Here is a 17,075-nt window from a genome sequence, read left to right as displayed (position 1 = left end):
AATTTGTATTGACTATGGGCTTCGGTAATAAGGAAAACATATTTACCTGCCTTTGCCCAGCAGGATTACCTGGATCGTCAGGAAAATCAGATAGATATCCGTTGTGAGGCTGTATGAATTCAGATAGAGCATATCATATTTGAGCCTCAGCAAATTCTCTGACATGTTACTTGCGTAGCCGACCTTTATCTGCCCGATCGATGTAATGCCGGGCCTGATTGTCAAGACCTTCTGAAATGAATGACTGGCCTCACCCATTAACATGTCAACGTCATATTTGTGAAGTGGCCTTGGCCCGACAACTGACATATCGCCTTTGAGCACATTGAGAAACTGCGGAAGTTCGTCTAACCGTGTGCGGCGGAGGAATCTGCCTACCACTGTGATCCGAGGGTCCAATGCACCCAGGGAATGCTGAAGTCCGTAGGTGTGTGCATCGCTATACATGGTGCGGAACTTGATAATTTTAAACTTTTCACCCCACCTTCCTGTACGCTCCTGCAAGAAGAAGATGCTGCCCTTGGAAGAAACCTTCACAGCAACCATGACCAGTAAGAATATAGGAAAACCCAGGACCATTACAATGGAAGAGAACAGCAGATCGAAGGCACGCTTGGTAAATTGCTCGTCTGAGCCCGTATGTGCTTTGGTCTTGACATCGATGATTGGGAAATCTTCAAGTCTTCCCGAGTGAAGCTTTCCGGAAAGGAATTTCGGATAGTCCGGCACGAGGCGAAGGTGCGTATTTTTTCTTTCGGCCAGCCTGATCACACCTTTAACTTGATCTGCATTCATCTCAGCCAATGCACAATAGACAAAATCAGGTTTACGGGTTTCTATAAAATCTTCCAGTTTTTCCAGTTGCGTGTGTTCGCTATCAAACTGGAATGAGCCGCAATACGCGTGTCCAAACTGATAATGGTTCTCGTAGAAAGGCTTTATCAGATCATTCAGATCCTCGTCTCCCACGATAACGTACCGCTTCACCATGACCCGGGACTTTTTAAGCAGCCATAGCGCAGCAGTGATGGTAAAGTGTACGATAAATACGAGAATTGTAAAGACCTGGTATCCGGCAAAGATCCAGTTCTCACTTATCTGGGTTGGATTTCCGCTCAGATAAATAAAAAGCTCCATGCAAACTAAATGTACCGTGCTGGTCAGCAACAGTCGCCAGAAGCGTCCCAGATTATTTTGCGAATGGAATGAGGGTGTATAATTCTCAAACAGATTTACACACACAATCCATAACAAATTACTGATCACGAGCAGACCCGAATAATTCTGGTCGTCAAAAGATCTGGCACCATACCAGTTGATACCGGAGGCGATCATGTAAGCGCAATTCAATAAAAGGATATCAGTCCATAAGTAGAACAATGAACGGCGTTGAGCAGAGTATGTTTTCATAACATTTGGAGGATTTTAAAAAGAGGCGGGAGTAGTAGTATTGATTATCAGGCATACTTCATCTAAAAGCGGCTAAATACGGCTCTCTTTTTGAGCTATACCCAGCATTACGGAAAACTTGTACAGGAGTCTTGCGGCAAGAGAAGCTTGTCCCTGGCTCAATGTGTTCTGCGCCAAACCTTTGGCAGCGGAACACAGCTTTCCATCCGGGTAATCAGAGGAAGGCTCTACATCCGATCCATGGCGAGCGCTAAACGTTAGCATACCGCTGATATCTTTGACCAGATGCGTAGTGGGAACTACGGCCAGACCATAGTTCTTGAAAAGCGTATATTGCCATTGGACTTCCCAATTTTGCTTTTTGCCATCTTCAAAAACCCGGTCAAAGCGCTCGTGCCAGTAGTTGGAAATGTGCTTGTCTCTGACGAGCCGCTGAATAAGCTTCTGACTCTTCATATCCGAGAGTTGTTCCATCCAAAAATCGTACTTTTTCCAGGCATGTTTCCATGTAGCCCAACCGCCGGTTTCCGCTATATGGCTGAACATATGATCAGCATCATTCGCCTCGACCTTTTCACTTTTATGCGCTCCGGAAATATGCATGATCCGATCATTATCGCGGTAGGTTTCCAACATTGATTTACAAAAGCTGAAAAAATCGGCCTGCGGAAAAAAATCATCTTCTAAAATAATCAGTCGCTCGCTGGATTCAAATGCCCATGAAATTGCAGAAGACACACCGAGTGCACAACCCATGTTGGTTTCCGGGAACCATCTTTCCACATGACAAGTCCAATCAATTTGAGAATCATTGAGAAGACATCGACAAGTTTCCACCAAATCAATATCCTCGGTATTACCTGATCGGGGTGCGTCAGAAAATAAATATAAATGAGTGGGTTCTAATTTCCTGATTTGTTCAAAAACCAGGCAAGTTGTTTCCGGTCTGTTAAATGTGATTAACAAAATAGGAATGTCAAACAATTTCTTGTTCATTCAATTACGTTAAATTAAATTCAGGCTTAAAGTACAAATGTGTTGACAAGACCGATTTGACGATTCAAAACTACAAGACAGATATTTTAGCCAGTTCTTTTTGGGGTCAAATCAATTAATTGTGGGGTGATATTAAATACCTCGGGGGTTAGTTAATTATTAACACCTATATATATAACCAGGCGCATACAATTGACACATTACTTAACAAAATGTAAATTCAAATGCATATTATATTTAGATAATATATTTTCTCAACATAGTTATATATTTTAATAAATTGTCTTCTGGCCTGATCTGAGAATTTTTATAGGTTAAACACTATTTAAATTAATATATATTTCAAAAACATTATTCGGTTAACCAATGTGTTATTATATATATAGTACCAAGTTGATTTTCATAAAAAGAAATCATTATTTCAAGTATTTATACAGCAAATAAATATTTAGTTTTATACCAACTAGATTTATATTTATACCCGCGCCAAGCATCACATCTTTTTAGTTGTACGACCAATTGTAGAAATAGTTTATTTGCTATTTTCATCACGAAAATTCCTGAAAATACTGCCCCCAAATAAGTGTGGACTATACCCTAATAATCGATACGATTACCCCAAAAAGTTACAGAGATGGACTTTGAAGCGCTAAACTTGCAGAGACAAGACCGACACCTGAAACCTGTGTCAACTTTTTAATCCTCTATCTCATGATTTTTGTTACCGTCGGAACCCAAGGCCCCTTTGATCGATTAATCACGACAATGGATGAACTTGCGCTTTCTATGCCAGACATCCCTATTGTTGCCCAGGTTGGTGCGAGCAAGTATAAAGTCAGGAATATGCACAGCTTCGAATTTACGAGCTCCCTGGAAATGGAAATGTATTTTAATAATGCGCACTTGATTGTAAGTCATGCAGGCATGGGTACTATCATCTCCGCCTTTGAGAGAAAAAAACCCATCGTTATCTTTCCAAAACTTGCCAAGTTTGGTGAGCATCGCAATGACCACCAGTTAGCCACAGCAAAACGGCTGGAAAGCCTCAATTACCTGCACGCAGCTTATGATTTCACAACTTTAAAATCCAAGATCTCCGCTGCAATGGTAGACCTGACGCCACTGCACAATGTTGGAAAATATGCTTCTAATGAGCTGATTACATCTTTGCAGACATACCTGACAATGTGAGTCAGCTGATAAACTCCTCAAAATACGCGCACTATATGTCAGCTAAATCTATCCCAGCTTGGGTTATGATGCTCCTGGTTGCGGGTTTGCATGTGTTGCTAAGCAGCTGTGAACCCATGAATATTGACAAACCACAAGAGGTGACCGGCCCTCAGCAACCAGCTGACAACATACTGGCCAGTTATAATTTCAACGAGACAATCGGTGAATGGGCTGAAAGAAACACCTGCTGCGACTGGTCAGCGACCCTGACCGACTCTATCAAACGGAATGGCTTGCGCTCGGCCAGGATCGAGCTCAGAAAGGGTGACCTGTCCCAAGGCGCGCCCTGGTCAGAATTTGGCCTTTCACCTAATAAAAACCGGGAGGAGTGGTATGCATTCTCCGTCTATTTTCCCCGAAGTTTTGTAAAAGATACCATAGAAGAAAGTATCGTTCAGTGGCAGGCGTTGCCTGACTTTTCCAAGGGTGAAAAATGGAGAAGCCCTCCCCTGCTTCTTGGCGTTTTAAATGATAGCATTGTGCTGGAAGTCAGGTCTGACAGTAAGGAAGTGAATCACCAGGGGGACTATACCTTCAACCGGTTGAACCTGGGAAGACTAGACAAAGAGCAGTGGCTGGACTGGGTTTTTCACATCCGCTGGTCGTATGACAACACAGGCGTTATCGAAGTTTGGAAAAACGGAAAGCTTGTTTTACAGCGAATCAATGAGCCAAATGCTTATAATGACGCAATGTATCCCTATTTTAAAATTGGTTTATACAAATGGGGATGGGAGCGGAAAAGCAAGACGGTCACAAATTCAAGGATCATGTTTATAGATGAGGTTAAAGTGGGCAATGAGAGCTCAGGATACGAAAAAGTTGCTATCCAAAGCCGCTAATTTCATGTAATGCTAACCAGTTCGGCAAAAAACCAGAAATAGTATGTAGAATTGTTTGCGGTATGCTTATAAAATGTTAACTAGGCGCATTAAGATAACATTGTATAAACTTAACGCTATGACAAATCTCTAAGCAATCTGAGCTTTTATGCCCTATCTGGACAAATACCAAACCCCTCTAACATCCCGACAAGTAGCCCATTTATTAAGAAGGGCTACCTTCGGACCGACTCCTGATGAAATCATTCAATTTACAGGTCTGACTGCACAGGATGCAGTTCAGAAACTTTTCGACAATGTGTCCGTGACAGCTACTCCTCCTCCGCCCGTAGTGATGGATGAGTACAGCAGCATTGCCGGGCAGACATTCATGGAGAAGCCCTTTGATTACCAGCGCAGGTTCGAATATTCTTATTTCCTGAAGTATTGGTGGATCGGCCTGATGGCAGAACAGAATGGAGCGCCATCGGTTCTCGAAAAGCTGACCGCATTTTGGCAAAATCATTTTGTAACTACACATAAGGTCGTCGAAGATTACCGGTATATATACCGATATCTGATGTTGCTTCGCAGTAAAGGACTAGGAAGCTTTAAAACGCTGACAATCGAAATAACCAAAGACCCTTCCATGCTCGTATACCAGAACGGAAACGAGAATGAGAAAAACCACCCTAACGAGAACTACGGCAGGGAATTGCAGGAGCTATTCACAGTTGGCCAGCGCAATAAAGCCGACCAGGCCAACTATACAGAAGAAGACGTAAAGCAAGCAGCGCGCGTTTTGACCGGATGGCAGGCTCTGAATCAGTATGTTAATGGCTCTACTACAATCGGTACGGTATTTAATAGCAGCAGACACGATTCCTCAGACAAAAAGTTTTCCCATCATTATAACAACAAGGTGATAACCGGGCGCTCAGGGCCCGACGCCGGCGATCAGGAAATAAACGAACTGGTGGAAATGCTTTTGTCGCATCCGGAGGCACCCAAATTTATTTGCCGGAAATTGTACCGTTGGTATGTAAATACAAACGTGACAGATCAGATAGAAAACAATGTAATCGTTCCGCTGGCGGCGTTTTTTGCCAGCCCTGAAAACAATTTTGCAATCGGGCCTGTACTTCAAAAGTTGCTGACGAGCGAAATATTCTTTGATCGTTCCAACGTAGGTGCCATTGTAAAATCACCCGCTGAGCTCGCTATTGGCTCACTCAGGCTTTTCAAACACAAGGTTCCTCACCCCGTAAAGGAATATGCGGCATTTCGTAACTATACCCAGCCGACTTACTGGCGCATGGTTGACATGCAATTGAATTTTCTGGATCAGCCATTAGTCTTTGGCTCCTTGCCTTACTATCAGACCGGGTATTCCATGAACTGGATTAATGCTTCTACCATTGGAATGCGGCGCAAAATGGGTGAAACCTTTATATATCCTTATCAATATCATCAGGGTCACACATACGGTATAGACTTTCTGGCCTGGGTCGTTTCTTTACAACCGAACTTTTCGGATGTTGAGGGCACTCCTTGTATCACCTGTGAACAAGTATTCGAGGAATTTTCGAAAAACCTGTTTGCTAACGAGCTTTTTCAGTCGCAAAAGGATTTTTTGATTGATAAAATCATGATGCAAACTTCTACGCGAAGCTCATGGACCTATGAATTTAATGCCTACCGGCGAAATCCATCCGAATCTACAAAAGCCAATTTTTACTGGCGGCTGCAAGTTTTGATGAAGTATATGGTCGGCATGGCTGAGTTCCAGGTTTTTTAATAACTGCTAATAACATGAACAGAAGAGATTTTATAGCCGCAGCGGCAACTATGGCTGTCCCTGTAACGCTGAATGGCTTCGGTCTGAGAGCTTTCACACAAAATTCAGCGTTGGTTCAATCCCTTGCACAGGCCGGCGCGGCCTATTCGGACCGTATATTGGTGATGGTTTACCTCAATGGTGGCAATGACGGGCTCAATACTGTGATTCCGCTGGAATATTATTCTGCATACAACAACTTGCGAAGCAACATCGCAATCCCCGAAAAAAGTGTACTACCATTGGCTGGTAGCCCTGAAACGGGCCTTCATCCGGCAATGACCGGTTTGCAGCAACTGCACGCGGAAGGAAAGCTGGCCATTGTTCATTCCGTATCCTACCCTAACCCGACCTTCTCACACGTACGATCATCAGACATTTGGATGACGGGCGTAGATTCGGATCAATATGCTACGAGCGGATGGGCCGGCAGGTATCTTGACAACAGGTTTCCCGGATATCCTGAGCAGTACCCAAGCAGTGAAATGGAAGATCCGTTGGCTATTCAAATCGGCTACGTAGGATCCACGAGCCTGCTGGGTAACAAACAGTCGATGGGCATTTCACTGGTGAGTCCTGATGAATTTTACCAGCTCGTGGGCCAGGAAAGCTTTATGCCCGCAACAGATCTTCCCTGCTGCGACTCGGGAGACCTGATAAAAGCAATAAGACAGCAGCAGGTTTTAGCAATCGAATATAGCTCTGAGATAAGAAAAGCGGCCAGTTTAGGAAAGAATATGGCTGTTTACCCGGAGGGCGAGAATGAACTGGCACAGCAGCTGAAAATCGTGGCAAGGCTGATTCAAGGCGGGCTGAAAACAAAAATATACTATGTTGAGATGGGCGGCTTTGATACACATGCTGCCCAGGTGACCAATTCAAGTACAACAGAGGGGACTCATGCGGTGTTACTGAAAAATCTATCGAGTGCAATCAGCGCTTTTCAGAAAGATCTTCAAATGTCGAATTTGGAAGACCGGGTGATGGGAATGACTTTCTCGGATTTTGGCAGACGGGCCAGCTCGAATGCGTCCAAAGGAACCGATCATGGGATTGCAGCACCGATGTTTTTGTTTGGAACCGGTTTGAAAAGGCAGCAGGTTGGTACAAATCCGGACCTGATAAAGGATCTTGTTCCTCCCAGCGAAACTGGTCTTAATAATCAAGACTTAAAGATGCAAATTGATTTCCGCAGAGTATATAACGACCTTCTCACCGACTGGTTTGGCACCCAGCAGTCCAAATCAGACCAACTTTTGTTTAAAAACTTTAAAACCACATCCCTATTTTCCGACTTGGTCCAAACGATCGGCTCAGGAAACTGGCAAGACCGTTCCATTTGGTCTACCGGAAGGCCTCCCGGCTTAAAGGATTCCGTTCAGATCAATGGAGGACACACCGTAAAAGTGCAAGCAGACGCCGCTGTTAAGGAAGTGTTTGTGAGCTCGGGCGGTGAACTGGAATTTGCAGGTAACTACACCGTCTCGACCAGCAAATAATAAGCTTTTACGTATAGCAATATAGGTTCTGCAATTAATAAAAATATCAGCGCTTCAATATAATTTTGAACTATTCAAATGTTCCTGGCGAATTAGCTCTTTGGCAAATTCCAGCCAGGAACTTTCTTTTGAAAATGGGTTCTAAATATGCGCATCCCGGACCTATTTTCACACCCCCCTTTTTCCCCGTTGCACCCCAGAGTCCTTACGAAACACCCCAAAAACTTGAAGCAACTCAATTACTATAACGTATTTTATGCTGTAATCAACGTTCCTCCTCAGCATGAAGTCAATTGCACAGACATTATTTAAATCAATTTTCAGATTTTCTATTTACTCCTTAATCACTGCATTTCTACTGATCCAGTTTGCATGCAGTTCTTACAAAAAAGTACCCTATTTTACTGATTTAAGAAGAGATTCACTTGTCACGGAAGTTGTCAAAAATTATTCTCCGTTAACAATCCAGTCAGCCGATATATTAGGGATAAATGTGACCAGCAGAAACCCTGAATCTTCCTCCATATTTAATTACAATTTAAACCGCGTAAATGGCAGTAGTTATGATCAATCATCGAGTAATCCTATTACAGGTTACATGGTAGATCCTAGTGGAAATATCCATTTGCCTTTAATTGGAAACATGAAAGTGGCGGGCTTAACAACAACTTCTTTAAGCGATTCATTAGCCAAAATACTGCTTACTTATTATAAAGATCCGGTAGTAAATATCCGCATCATTAATTTCAAAGTTGCCGTTTATGGTGATGTGCAACATCCCAATATTTATACCCTGCAAAACGAGCGGACAACCATTACCCAAATTTTAAGTATGGCGGGTGATTTGAATATTACAGCAATGCGTAATAACATTATTTTGGTCAGGGAAGAGAATGGAAAAAGAAATTTTATTCCTATTGACCTTACATCAAAAAAGCTATTTGAATCCCCCTATTTCTATCTCAAAAATAATGATGAAATCTACGTGCAGCCTGATCGCACCAAGTATGCCACAGTAGATCGGGGTTATCGCGTTACTACGCTCCTGTTATCAGGACTTTCCATCATAGCCATTGTTCTTTCGAACTTATATAGATAAATCTAATGAGTACCCAACAAGCCACGCTTGCCACATTCACATTGCCTGAGGCAAGAAAACAATCTTTCAATATCGGTAATACAATCAACAAGTATTTGTATCACTGGCCATTGTTTGTAATCAGCTTATCCATTTCGATTGCCGCTATCATTTTTTATCTGAAAATTGCCCGGCCGATTTACGAGATCAATGCAACCATTGTCATACAGGATGAGAAGAAAAACCAAAACCAGGCCTCTCCGCTTCACGAAATTGATGCACTAAGCTCGTCGAGGATCATCGAAAATGAGATTGAGGTTTTCAAATCCAAGCAGCTTATCAAGCAAGTTGTTCAGGAACTGTCGTTAGGCACTGGCTACCAGGAAATGGATGGTATATTTTCGCAAGATTTATACAATTCCGGACCGGTAAAATTAACAGTCCTCAAAGCAGGCAGTCAGGATGGAACCGTTACAGTGACCATCAAGGACCGGGATACGTTTTTCATCAGAATGCCTGATAAAACAGACCAGGCATTTAGTTTTGAAGATAGTTTCAGCAACAAGTTTGGTACATGGAAACTTGAACCCACCGAAAACCTGGATGCATTCATTGGTAAACAAATCAGGATTTCTATTTCTGATGTTGAGAAAACAGCTTTAAGCTATCAAAGCAAATTATCTGTTGCACTTTCCAACAAGCTGTCGACAACCATCATTTTATCCATTGATGATGAGGTCCCTCAGCGGGGAAAGGACGTTCTGAACCGGATCATCTTCAACTACAATTTGGCGGGAACGATGCAGCGTAACCGCGAGGCCAGAAATACGCTCGACTTTATTGACCAGCGTTTGTCATCCCTTAGCAAAGAACTTAATGATGCTGAAAAAGGAATAGAGGTTTTCAAAAGTGCGCGCGGTCTTACTGATATCAGCTCTAATTCCAAGATAAGTCTGGAAAATATGCAGAGCAATGATGCGCATCTGAATGAGGTTAATGTTCAATTGAGTGTAGTTCAGGGAATTGAGCGATATATCAACTCAAATCAAAGTCAGGACAAAACACCCACGACGCTCGGAATAGACGATCCCGCTTTGCGAAGCATGATTGAAAGACTTGCCCAGCTGAATTTACAGCGCGAGCGTTTGCTGGCAACGACTCCTGAAACAAACCCGGACTTTGAACCCATTAACCGGCAGATCGTAACAACAAAAGCGGCAATCCGTGAGAATGTGGGAAGCATCAGGGCATCATTGCAAAATACCCAGCGCAAATTAATGTCCTTCAATCAGAACTTCGAGTCTTCTATCAAAAGCATTCCAACGCAGGAGCGCCAGTATATCAGCATCAAAAGGCAGCAGGCCATCAAGGAAACATTATATACCTATCTGCTGCAAAAGCGTGAAGAAATCTCGGTGAGCTATGCATCAAAACTGGCTGAGGATCGCATCGTCGACCATGCTTATTCTGGTCCGGCAAAACAAACACAGCGGTCTATGGCCTTTGCCGGCGCGCTTCTGATCGGTCTGGGACTTCCCATCGGCCTGATTTACGTGCGCGGACTTTTCAGCTCCAAAATCCAAAGCATACAGGAAATCAAAGACGAGCTAGATTTGCCGGTTGTTGCCGAAATTCCCTTGGAAAGATCCAGCAACACCATTCAAATCAAGAGCAGCAAAGCCACCGCCATCGGCGAACAGTTCCGGTCTTTACGGTTGAAGCTCTCCTACTTGTCCAGCAATGCCTCAACAGGACGGGTAACCCTGATTACATCGAGTGTGCCGGGTGAAGGAAAGAGTTTTGTGAGCAGTAACCTAGCGGTGAGCCTTGCATTGTCGGGCAGAAAAACGATCATTTTAGAACTGGACCTTCGTAAGCCCAAGCTAAATGCCATTTTCGGCACCAATAACCAGCACCCGGGCATTGCCGACTTTTTGAATGAAAATGCTTTGCTGGATGAAATTATCCAGGTGTCGGTCTCCGAATCCGGGCTGGATATGATCGGATGTGGCGAACATATATCCAATCCAAGCGAATTATTGGAAACGCCCCAGCTTGCTTACCTGATCGAATATTTACGCAACCATTACGATGATATCGTCATCGACAGCCCTCCCGTTCACCTGGTGTCTGATGCGATGATTATCTCGCGCTATGCGGATACTACCTTCTACACTATCAGACAGGGCGTGACGCAAAAAGCAGAGCTGAGCTTTCTGAAAGAAATTCAGGAGCAGAAAAATCTAACCAATATCAACATCATTTTTAACGGCATTCAAAGGCTGAAATACGGCTACGGATATAACTACAATGCCAATTATTATTATGACACAAAAAGTAAAGGCATAGCATCGCCTTTCAGTGACTTTTGGGGAAGATTTTAGATCCGGCCATCCGTACTTCCTACATTCAAATCCCGACTTTATTACCAACAACGTTAATGGTTCAATCAGTTACTACGCAAAAATCAAAGCAGCAGCTTACAAAGAATGTACTGTCCCTGACAGTGGTACAGATTGCTACTTATGTGATGCCATTAATCTCAGTCCCCATCATTTCACGCATCATCGGACCTGAAAAATACGGCATAATCAACTTTGCTGCTGCTTTGATTACGTATTTCACGCTCATAATAAGTTACAGTTTCGACTTTTCAGCAACCCGGAAGCTGGCCAAAAGCCCGGATGATGCCGCACTACGCAACCAGATTTTCAGTGAAGTTTTTTTTACGCAGTGCCTGTTATTTGCCTTATCGACGGCTGCCTTTGCTGTTCTGCTTTTTACCGTAGACGACTTTAAAGCAAATCAAACGGTCCTGATATTCTCCTACACCTTGTGTATCAGCCTCTTGTTTACCCAGAACTGGTTATATCAGGCCATGCAGGATCTTTCCAAGGTTGCCCTATTTAACCTGATCAGCAGGCTAATGTTTACAGCCTCTATTATTTTGGTAATACGCCAAAATGAAGATTACATCTGGCAGCCACTTCTGATAGGGCTTTCACAAACCATTGTCGCATTGCTGTCGTTTTTCTGGGCTATTCGCAGATACAAGCTGAAATTCCTGCACACCCCGCTACGCAGATGTGCACAGGTGCTTTGGGAAGAAAAGACCATCTTCCTGTCCCTGATTTTCGTCAACCTGTATTCCAGCACCAATACCGTCATACTGGGTTTTTTCCAAAGCCAGGAGCAGGTCGGATATTATACAGCCGGGCAGCGACTCATCATCATTGCACAGTCTGTACTAGCAATGCCGCTGGCGCAAGCGTTCTATCCTTTTATCGGCAAAGCATTTGGAGAAGGCCGTCAACAGGGACTGCAAGTCGTACAAAAGCTGGTGCCTATGATCGTACTTTTCTTAGGGACTGCATCAATTGCCATGTTTGTTCTTGGTCCCTTTGTCATTACCCTGTTTTACGGACCGCAATTTGAGGCTGCTGTACCTGTCTTTCGTATACTGGCTATTGTTCCCTTGCTTTTCTCTTTGAACAATGTATTTGGAATTCAGATCATGCTCAATTTGGGAATGGATACGCAGTTTTTTAAAATATCCGTGGCCGCAGCGTTTGTAAGCATCCTATTGAATTTAATGCTCATCCGGCAATGGGGTTACATTGGAACAACACTAAACTGGCTGGCAACGGAATTATTTATCCTGATCTGCATGTGCACAGTTTTGATCAAAAAAGGGATAAACCCATTTAACAGAGCATATTTCAGGCTCTCGGTGATAGGCGAATATATTCAGCCGATGATCAAAAGATTTCAACCTGCCAAAGTCAATCCATAAAAGCGAAACATGCAGTCTTTAACCTATCCGAGTACGCGCGACATTATCACTGATAAAAAGACCATATTCCTGTTCTTTTTAGTGATATGTTCTCTGAAGTATTTCGGAGCTGTGGCCGCTCAGGCGGGAATCCTTAAAAACATTTGCTATGCATATATGGTGGTGGCGATATTAATCTCATTACCAAATTTTTTCAGGTACAGAGGTGGTTTTGTTTTACCGATCCAGCTGATATGCATTGCAATAGTCATATCGATTTTTATGGCAAAATATACCTGGGGCCAGGGTTTGGAACACAGCGTTTCTACGATTCCCTATATGATATGGTTTGTTTTCTTTTATCTGCTGGGTTCAAATGTATCGATCAGAACCATTGAAAATATCGTCCTTATCTATGGATTGATATACATGCTCCTGTTCCTTTTCCAACTCACGCATACGGGCACCATTTATTTTGGAACTGTTGAAGAATTCAAAGAAGACCGCGGCATCATCCGGGTCAATTTTCCGGGTGGAGGCGTATTCTTCCTGGCTTGTTTTATTGCCATCAATAAAGTTACAAGTGATTTAAAGAATAAGATGATTTGGCTTGGATATGCATCATTTGGCCTCATTGTGAATGTATTGCAAGTAACAAGGCAGACCATCGCTGTCATGCTTTTTATATATATGCTGCATTTTTTGCGCAATGTAAAGCTGCCTTTAAAAATTGCCACAATCACTACATTCGGCCTGGGCTGCTATCTTTTTCTGATCTCTGACAACCCCATCAGCAGAGGTCTGGCAGAGCAGCAAAAGGCAGATACTTCTGCCGGAGAAGAATACATCCGTATTTTATCGGCCAGGTATTTTCTGACCGAGTTTACACCCAACACGGTCAGCTACATATTTGGAAACGGGTTTTTTAATGAAACATCCAATTATGGAAAGACATTGAACGCCCTCAGCGTCAACTACGGGTATTTCCTGTCTGACGTAGGACTGGTAGAAGTATATGTCGTGTTCGGGATACTGGCCATCATTGGCTTTGCGATGATTTTCGTTAAGAGCTTCACAATCCCTGTTGATGCCGACCATTACTATTTAAAATATTATATCTGGATGATCATGGTCACATCCCTATCCTCTGATTTTCTGGTTTCCTACTATTATGTGATAACCACGGCGCTTGTCCTATACTGTTACCACAGGCTGTATGAAGAACAGAAAGTCATCAGCATGTTCCAATTGAAACGCAATTAAATAATGAAATTCAGCATTGGTATCCCCGCATATAAGACAGTGTTCTTCCAGGAGTGCATTGACAGCGTCCTCAGCCAGGACTTCACTGACTTTGAGCTCATCATCGTTGATGACAATTCGCCCAACGACATTGAATCCTTTGTCAGAAAGTACGATTCTGATAAAATTCGATATTTCAGAAATGAAAAAAACTTCGGGGCTTTACACGTTGTGGATAACTGGAACAAGTGTTTGTCGCTGGCGCAGGGAGAATTCTTCGTACTGCTGGGTGATGATGACAGAATGCGCCCCAACTATCTTTCGGAATTCGCGCGCCTTATAAACAAGTATCCCGATTGTGGCGTATATCATTGCCGTTCTGTGATTATTAATGAGAATTCAGAGCCTGTTAGCCTCACGGAGACACGTCCTGAATTTGAAAGCGTATACGATGCCATTCTACAACGTATAATGGGAAACCGTCATTTTTTCATTTCGGATTATGTTTACCGCACCAGCACATTGAAAAGCAACGGTGGGTTTTATAAGCTCCCACTCGCCTGGGCCTCTGACGACATCTCCTCTTACATTGGTTCCATGCAAAATGGCATTGCCCATACCAATGAGCCTGTTTTTGAATATCGCTTAAATACACATTCCATCTCCTCAAACGGAAGCCTGTACAACAAACTGGCAGCGATCAAAGGCGAGGAGGAATGGCTCAATACATTTTTGCAAAAAGAACCGCAGCATGCCGTGGATGTGATTTTACGAGAGAATATCAAGAACCAGATGAGGGTCTTTATCCAAAAAAAGAAGATTCAGACCATTTGCGATTCAAACGCAAATAATCTGATTTCGCTTGTCAAATGGCGTTTGAAGGATACTGCAAAGCACCTGTCGTTTCAGGAATTCTGCTACGCTTTGATTTTAAGTCTTAAAGAAAAAAGAAAATACCAGTATGCTTCCTAAACTTAAAGCTCAAAACGCAAAACGCAAGATCACCTGGGTTACGCCCGATTATTTTGTCGACTGCGATTTTAACATCGACATCTTCAAGCACATTCTGAACACATTCGATGTGCACTGGATCGTATTGCTTCCTGCAAAAAATGCCCGGTTTTCCGAAGCTGATTTCCAGGAGCTGATGGAACTGGATGGACTGCGCATTGAATTTCTGTATTCATCTTACAGGCAACGTGATCCGCGCAGACTGGGTTACTATCTGAACCTGCTCAGAAAGATCAATCGGGACGGCTCGGATATCAATTATTTCAACTGCGTGCCGGATCCTTACTCTATGCCGCTGTTTTGGCTTTTAAATAAAAACAGGACCATCTTCTGTGCCCATGACGGCGAGGTGACAGGCGCATTCAATTTTGCAGCAATCACTAAAATTGCTTTCAAGTATTCCTATTCCTTTGCCCGGTTTGTCAATATGTTTTCAAAGTCACAGGCCGGCAAGTTCAAAATAAATTATCCTCAGTCAGAGATATTTACCACCTATCTGGCGCTGAAATCCTTTGGAGCTTACAAGCCCATTGATACAGACCAGGATAAAATTACATTCCTGTCTTTCGGAGTAATTAATTACAGTAAAAATATTGAGTTGCTCATCGAGGCGGCATGCAACATTTACGAGCAGGGATATGATAATTTCAAAATCTCCATCAACGGCTCTTGTGCAAACTGGGAATACTATCAATCTTTCATCCGCTATCCTGAACTATTTGAATGCCAGATTCGCATGATCGATAATGTTGAGATCCCAGCCCTTTTCGGCAATGCATCTTATTTTGTTCAGCCCTACCGGCAGGTGTCTCAGAGTGGTGCAATGAAGGTTGCATTTTATTATAACCTGCCTGTACTGGCCTCAGACTTCCCCGGTTTCAGAGACGAGGTGGTTGAAGGCGTAAATGGATATCTTTTCGACCCCTCAGATGTTAAAAATCTGGAAAAATTAATGATTGAAAGGTTAGAGAAGCACAACCGGGACTATGGACAGCTAAAAAGTAAGATGCAAGAACATATCACCCGCCGCTACGCCAACAAGGAATTGGCTCAGAATTATATCACCATGTTTAACCAGGTAATCAATTCTTCGCATGCAGCTGCCTGAGATTTCAGTAATTATGCCCGTCTACAACGGTGCCAACTTCCTCAAAGATGCCATTGAAAGCATCCTGAATCAGACATTCAGCAATTTTGAATTCATCATTATAAATGATGGCAGCACCGATAATACGGAGCAGATCATCCAGTCCTATCAGGATGAGCGGATTATATATGTAAAAAATCCTTCTAACCTAAGGTTGATTAAAACCTTGAACCTGGGTGTAAAAATGGCACGGGGTAAGTTTATTGCCCGAATGGACGCCGATGACATTTCACTGCCCCAAAGGCTTGCAAGACAAAAAGCCGCGTTCGATGCCAATCCGCAAATCGACATCGTCAATATCAATGCTTTTTATATGCAGGAAAGTGGCGTCTATTTCCGGCAGCAGAAGTCGTCGATTACATTGGGGGCCGAGGCAATCAAGCATCTGAGTATTCTTCAGAATTTCATTTCACATCCCGGGGTCATGCTTAAAAGCAACCTATTGAAGCACTACCAATACTGTGATGAAGAATCCAGAGAACACATTGAGGACTTTGATCTTTGGAACAGGATGTTACAAGACGGTTGTGTTTGCCATACCATTGATGAATGTTTGCTGTATTACCGCGATACCAATTCCAGCATTAATCATACGCAAAAGGACAGACAGTTGAGCAGAATGTTTGCATTGAGCTCGGGATTGCTTCAATCCAGATTTGACTTTGAGATCGAGCCCGACAATCTCAAATGGCTGCTCGGTCAGGCTCGCGCAGTCGACTACGGAATGCTTAAAAGGATCAACACGCAGATACAGGATTACTTCTCAACGGTCAATAATAGCGAGCCCTTATCAAAGACTGCCTATACCGAAATGAGTGTCTGGAGAAAGCAAAAAATCGTCGTGCTGAGCTTGCGGTCACTAGGCTATTGCAATATGGTTCAAAAAGCGCAGGTGTTAGCTTATCTAATTTGCCACATCAACTGGTTTGCACATAAACAGCTGCTAGCCTTTGTAGGGAGGATTGCTTATCCGAAATATCAAAAACGGATAGCCAGCCAGCACATTTAGACCTCAAACTTGCTCAACAG

The 17,075-nt window shown here is 43.1% G+C and carries 13 protein-coding genes; 11 read left to right on the top strand and 2 right to left on the bottom strand.

Annotated features, from left to right (window positions below; genetic code table 11):
* Positions 1-42 precede the first annotated feature (42 nt).
* Both L0660_RS12435 and L0660_RS12430 read right to left on the bottom strand, forming a co-directional pair.
* Positions 43-1,410: an exopolysaccharide biosynthesis polyprenyl glycosylphosphotransferase gene (locus L0660_RS12435; RefSeq protein ID WP_235159764.1), complete on the bottom strand. Its 1,368-nt coding sequence runs from the start codon at positions 1,408-1,410 to the stop codon at positions 43-45.
* A 72-nt stretch (positions 1,411-1,482) separates the two neighbouring features.
* Positions 1,483-2,406 carry a hypothetical protein gene (locus L0660_RS12430; RefSeq protein ID WP_235159763.1) on the bottom strand — a complete coding sequence of 308 codons (924 nt, stop codon included), beginning with the start codon at positions 2,404-2,406 and terminating at the stop codon, positions 1,483-1,485.
* A 711-nt stretch (positions 2,407-3,117) separates the two neighbouring features.
* Between L0660_RS12430 and L0660_RS12425 the strand changes: the two genes are divergently transcribed.
* The 11 genes from L0660_RS12425 (at position 3,118) to L0660_RS12375 (ending at position 17,055) form a co-directional block, all read left to right on the top strand.
* Positions 3,118-3,597 (top strand): glycosyltransferase, encoded by a 480-nt coding sequence (locus tag L0660_RS12425; protein ID WP_255712318.1) that lies wholly within the window; start codon positions 3,118-3,120, stop codon positions 3,595-3,597.
* A gap of 35 nt (positions 3,598-3,632) precedes the next feature.
* Positions 3,633-4,481, top strand: coding sequence for a polysaccharide lyase (locus L0660_RS12420; RefSeq protein WP_235159761.1), 849 nt, complete (start codon positions 3,633-3,635; stop codon positions 4,479-4,481).
* 148 nt (positions 4,482-4,629) lie between these two features.
* Positions 4,630-6,258: a DUF1800 family protein gene (locus tag L0660_RS12415; RefSeq protein ID WP_235159760.1), complete on the top strand. Its 1,629-nt coding sequence runs from the start codon at positions 4,630-4,632 to the stop codon at positions 6,256-6,258.
* Positions 6,259-6,272: 14 nt separating this feature from the next.
* Entirely contained in the window at positions 6,273-7,796 is a 1,524-nt protein-coding gene (locus L0660_RS12410; protein WP_235159759.1) for a DUF1501 domain-containing protein, read from the top strand.
* A 283-nt stretch (positions 7,797-8,079) separates the two neighbouring features.
* Positions 8,080-8,895 (top strand): polysaccharide biosynthesis/export family protein, encoded by an 816-nt coding sequence (locus tag L0660_RS12405; protein ID WP_235159758.1) that lies wholly within the window; start codon positions 8,080-8,082, stop codon positions 8,893-8,895.
* 5 nt (positions 8,896-8,900) lie between these two features.
* Entirely contained in the window at positions 8,901-11,258 is a 2,358-nt protein-coding gene (locus tag L0660_RS12400) for a tyrosine-protein kinase (protein ID WP_235159757.1), read from the top strand.
* Between the two features lie 56 nt (positions 11,259-11,314).
* A complete protein-coding gene (locus tag L0660_RS12395; protein ID WP_235159756.1) occupies positions 11,315-12,667 on the top strand; it encodes a flippase in 1,353 nt (450 codons plus the stop codon).
* A 9-nt stretch (positions 12,668-12,676) separates the two neighbouring features.
* A complete protein-coding gene (locus L0660_RS12390; protein WP_235159755.1) occupies positions 12,677-13,909 on the top strand; it encodes a hypothetical protein in 1,233 nt (410 codons plus the stop codon).
* A gap of 3 nt (positions 13,910-13,912) precedes the next feature.
* Positions 13,913-14,860 (top strand): glycosyltransferase, encoded by a 948-nt coding sequence (locus tag L0660_RS12385; protein WP_235159754.1) that lies wholly within the window; start codon positions 13,913-13,915, stop codon positions 14,858-14,860.
* Positions 14,850-16,007 (top strand): glycosyltransferase, encoded by a 1,158-nt coding sequence (locus L0660_RS12380; protein ID WP_235159753.1) that lies wholly within the window; start codon positions 14,850-14,852, stop codon positions 16,005-16,007. The genes L0660_RS12385 and L0660_RS12380 overlap by 11 nt, the downstream gene beginning before the upstream one ends.
* The gene (locus tag L0660_RS12375) at positions 15,994-17,055 is read left to right on the top strand and encodes a glycosyltransferase family 2 protein (protein WP_235159752.1); all 1,062 of its coding nucleotides are present in this window, start codon (positions 15,994-15,996) and stop codon (positions 17,053-17,055) included. Before L0660_RS12380 ends, L0660_RS12375 begins: the two co-directional genes overlap by 14 nt.
* Positions 17,056-17,075 lie beyond the last annotated feature (20 nt).

Source organism: Dyadobacter sp. CY351, assembly GCF_021502625.1.
GTDB lineage: Bacteria > Bacteroidota > Bacteroidia > Cytophagales > Spirosomataceae > Dyadobacter > Dyadobacter chenhuakuii.
This window is presented reverse-complemented; position numbering and strand designations above follow the sequence as displayed.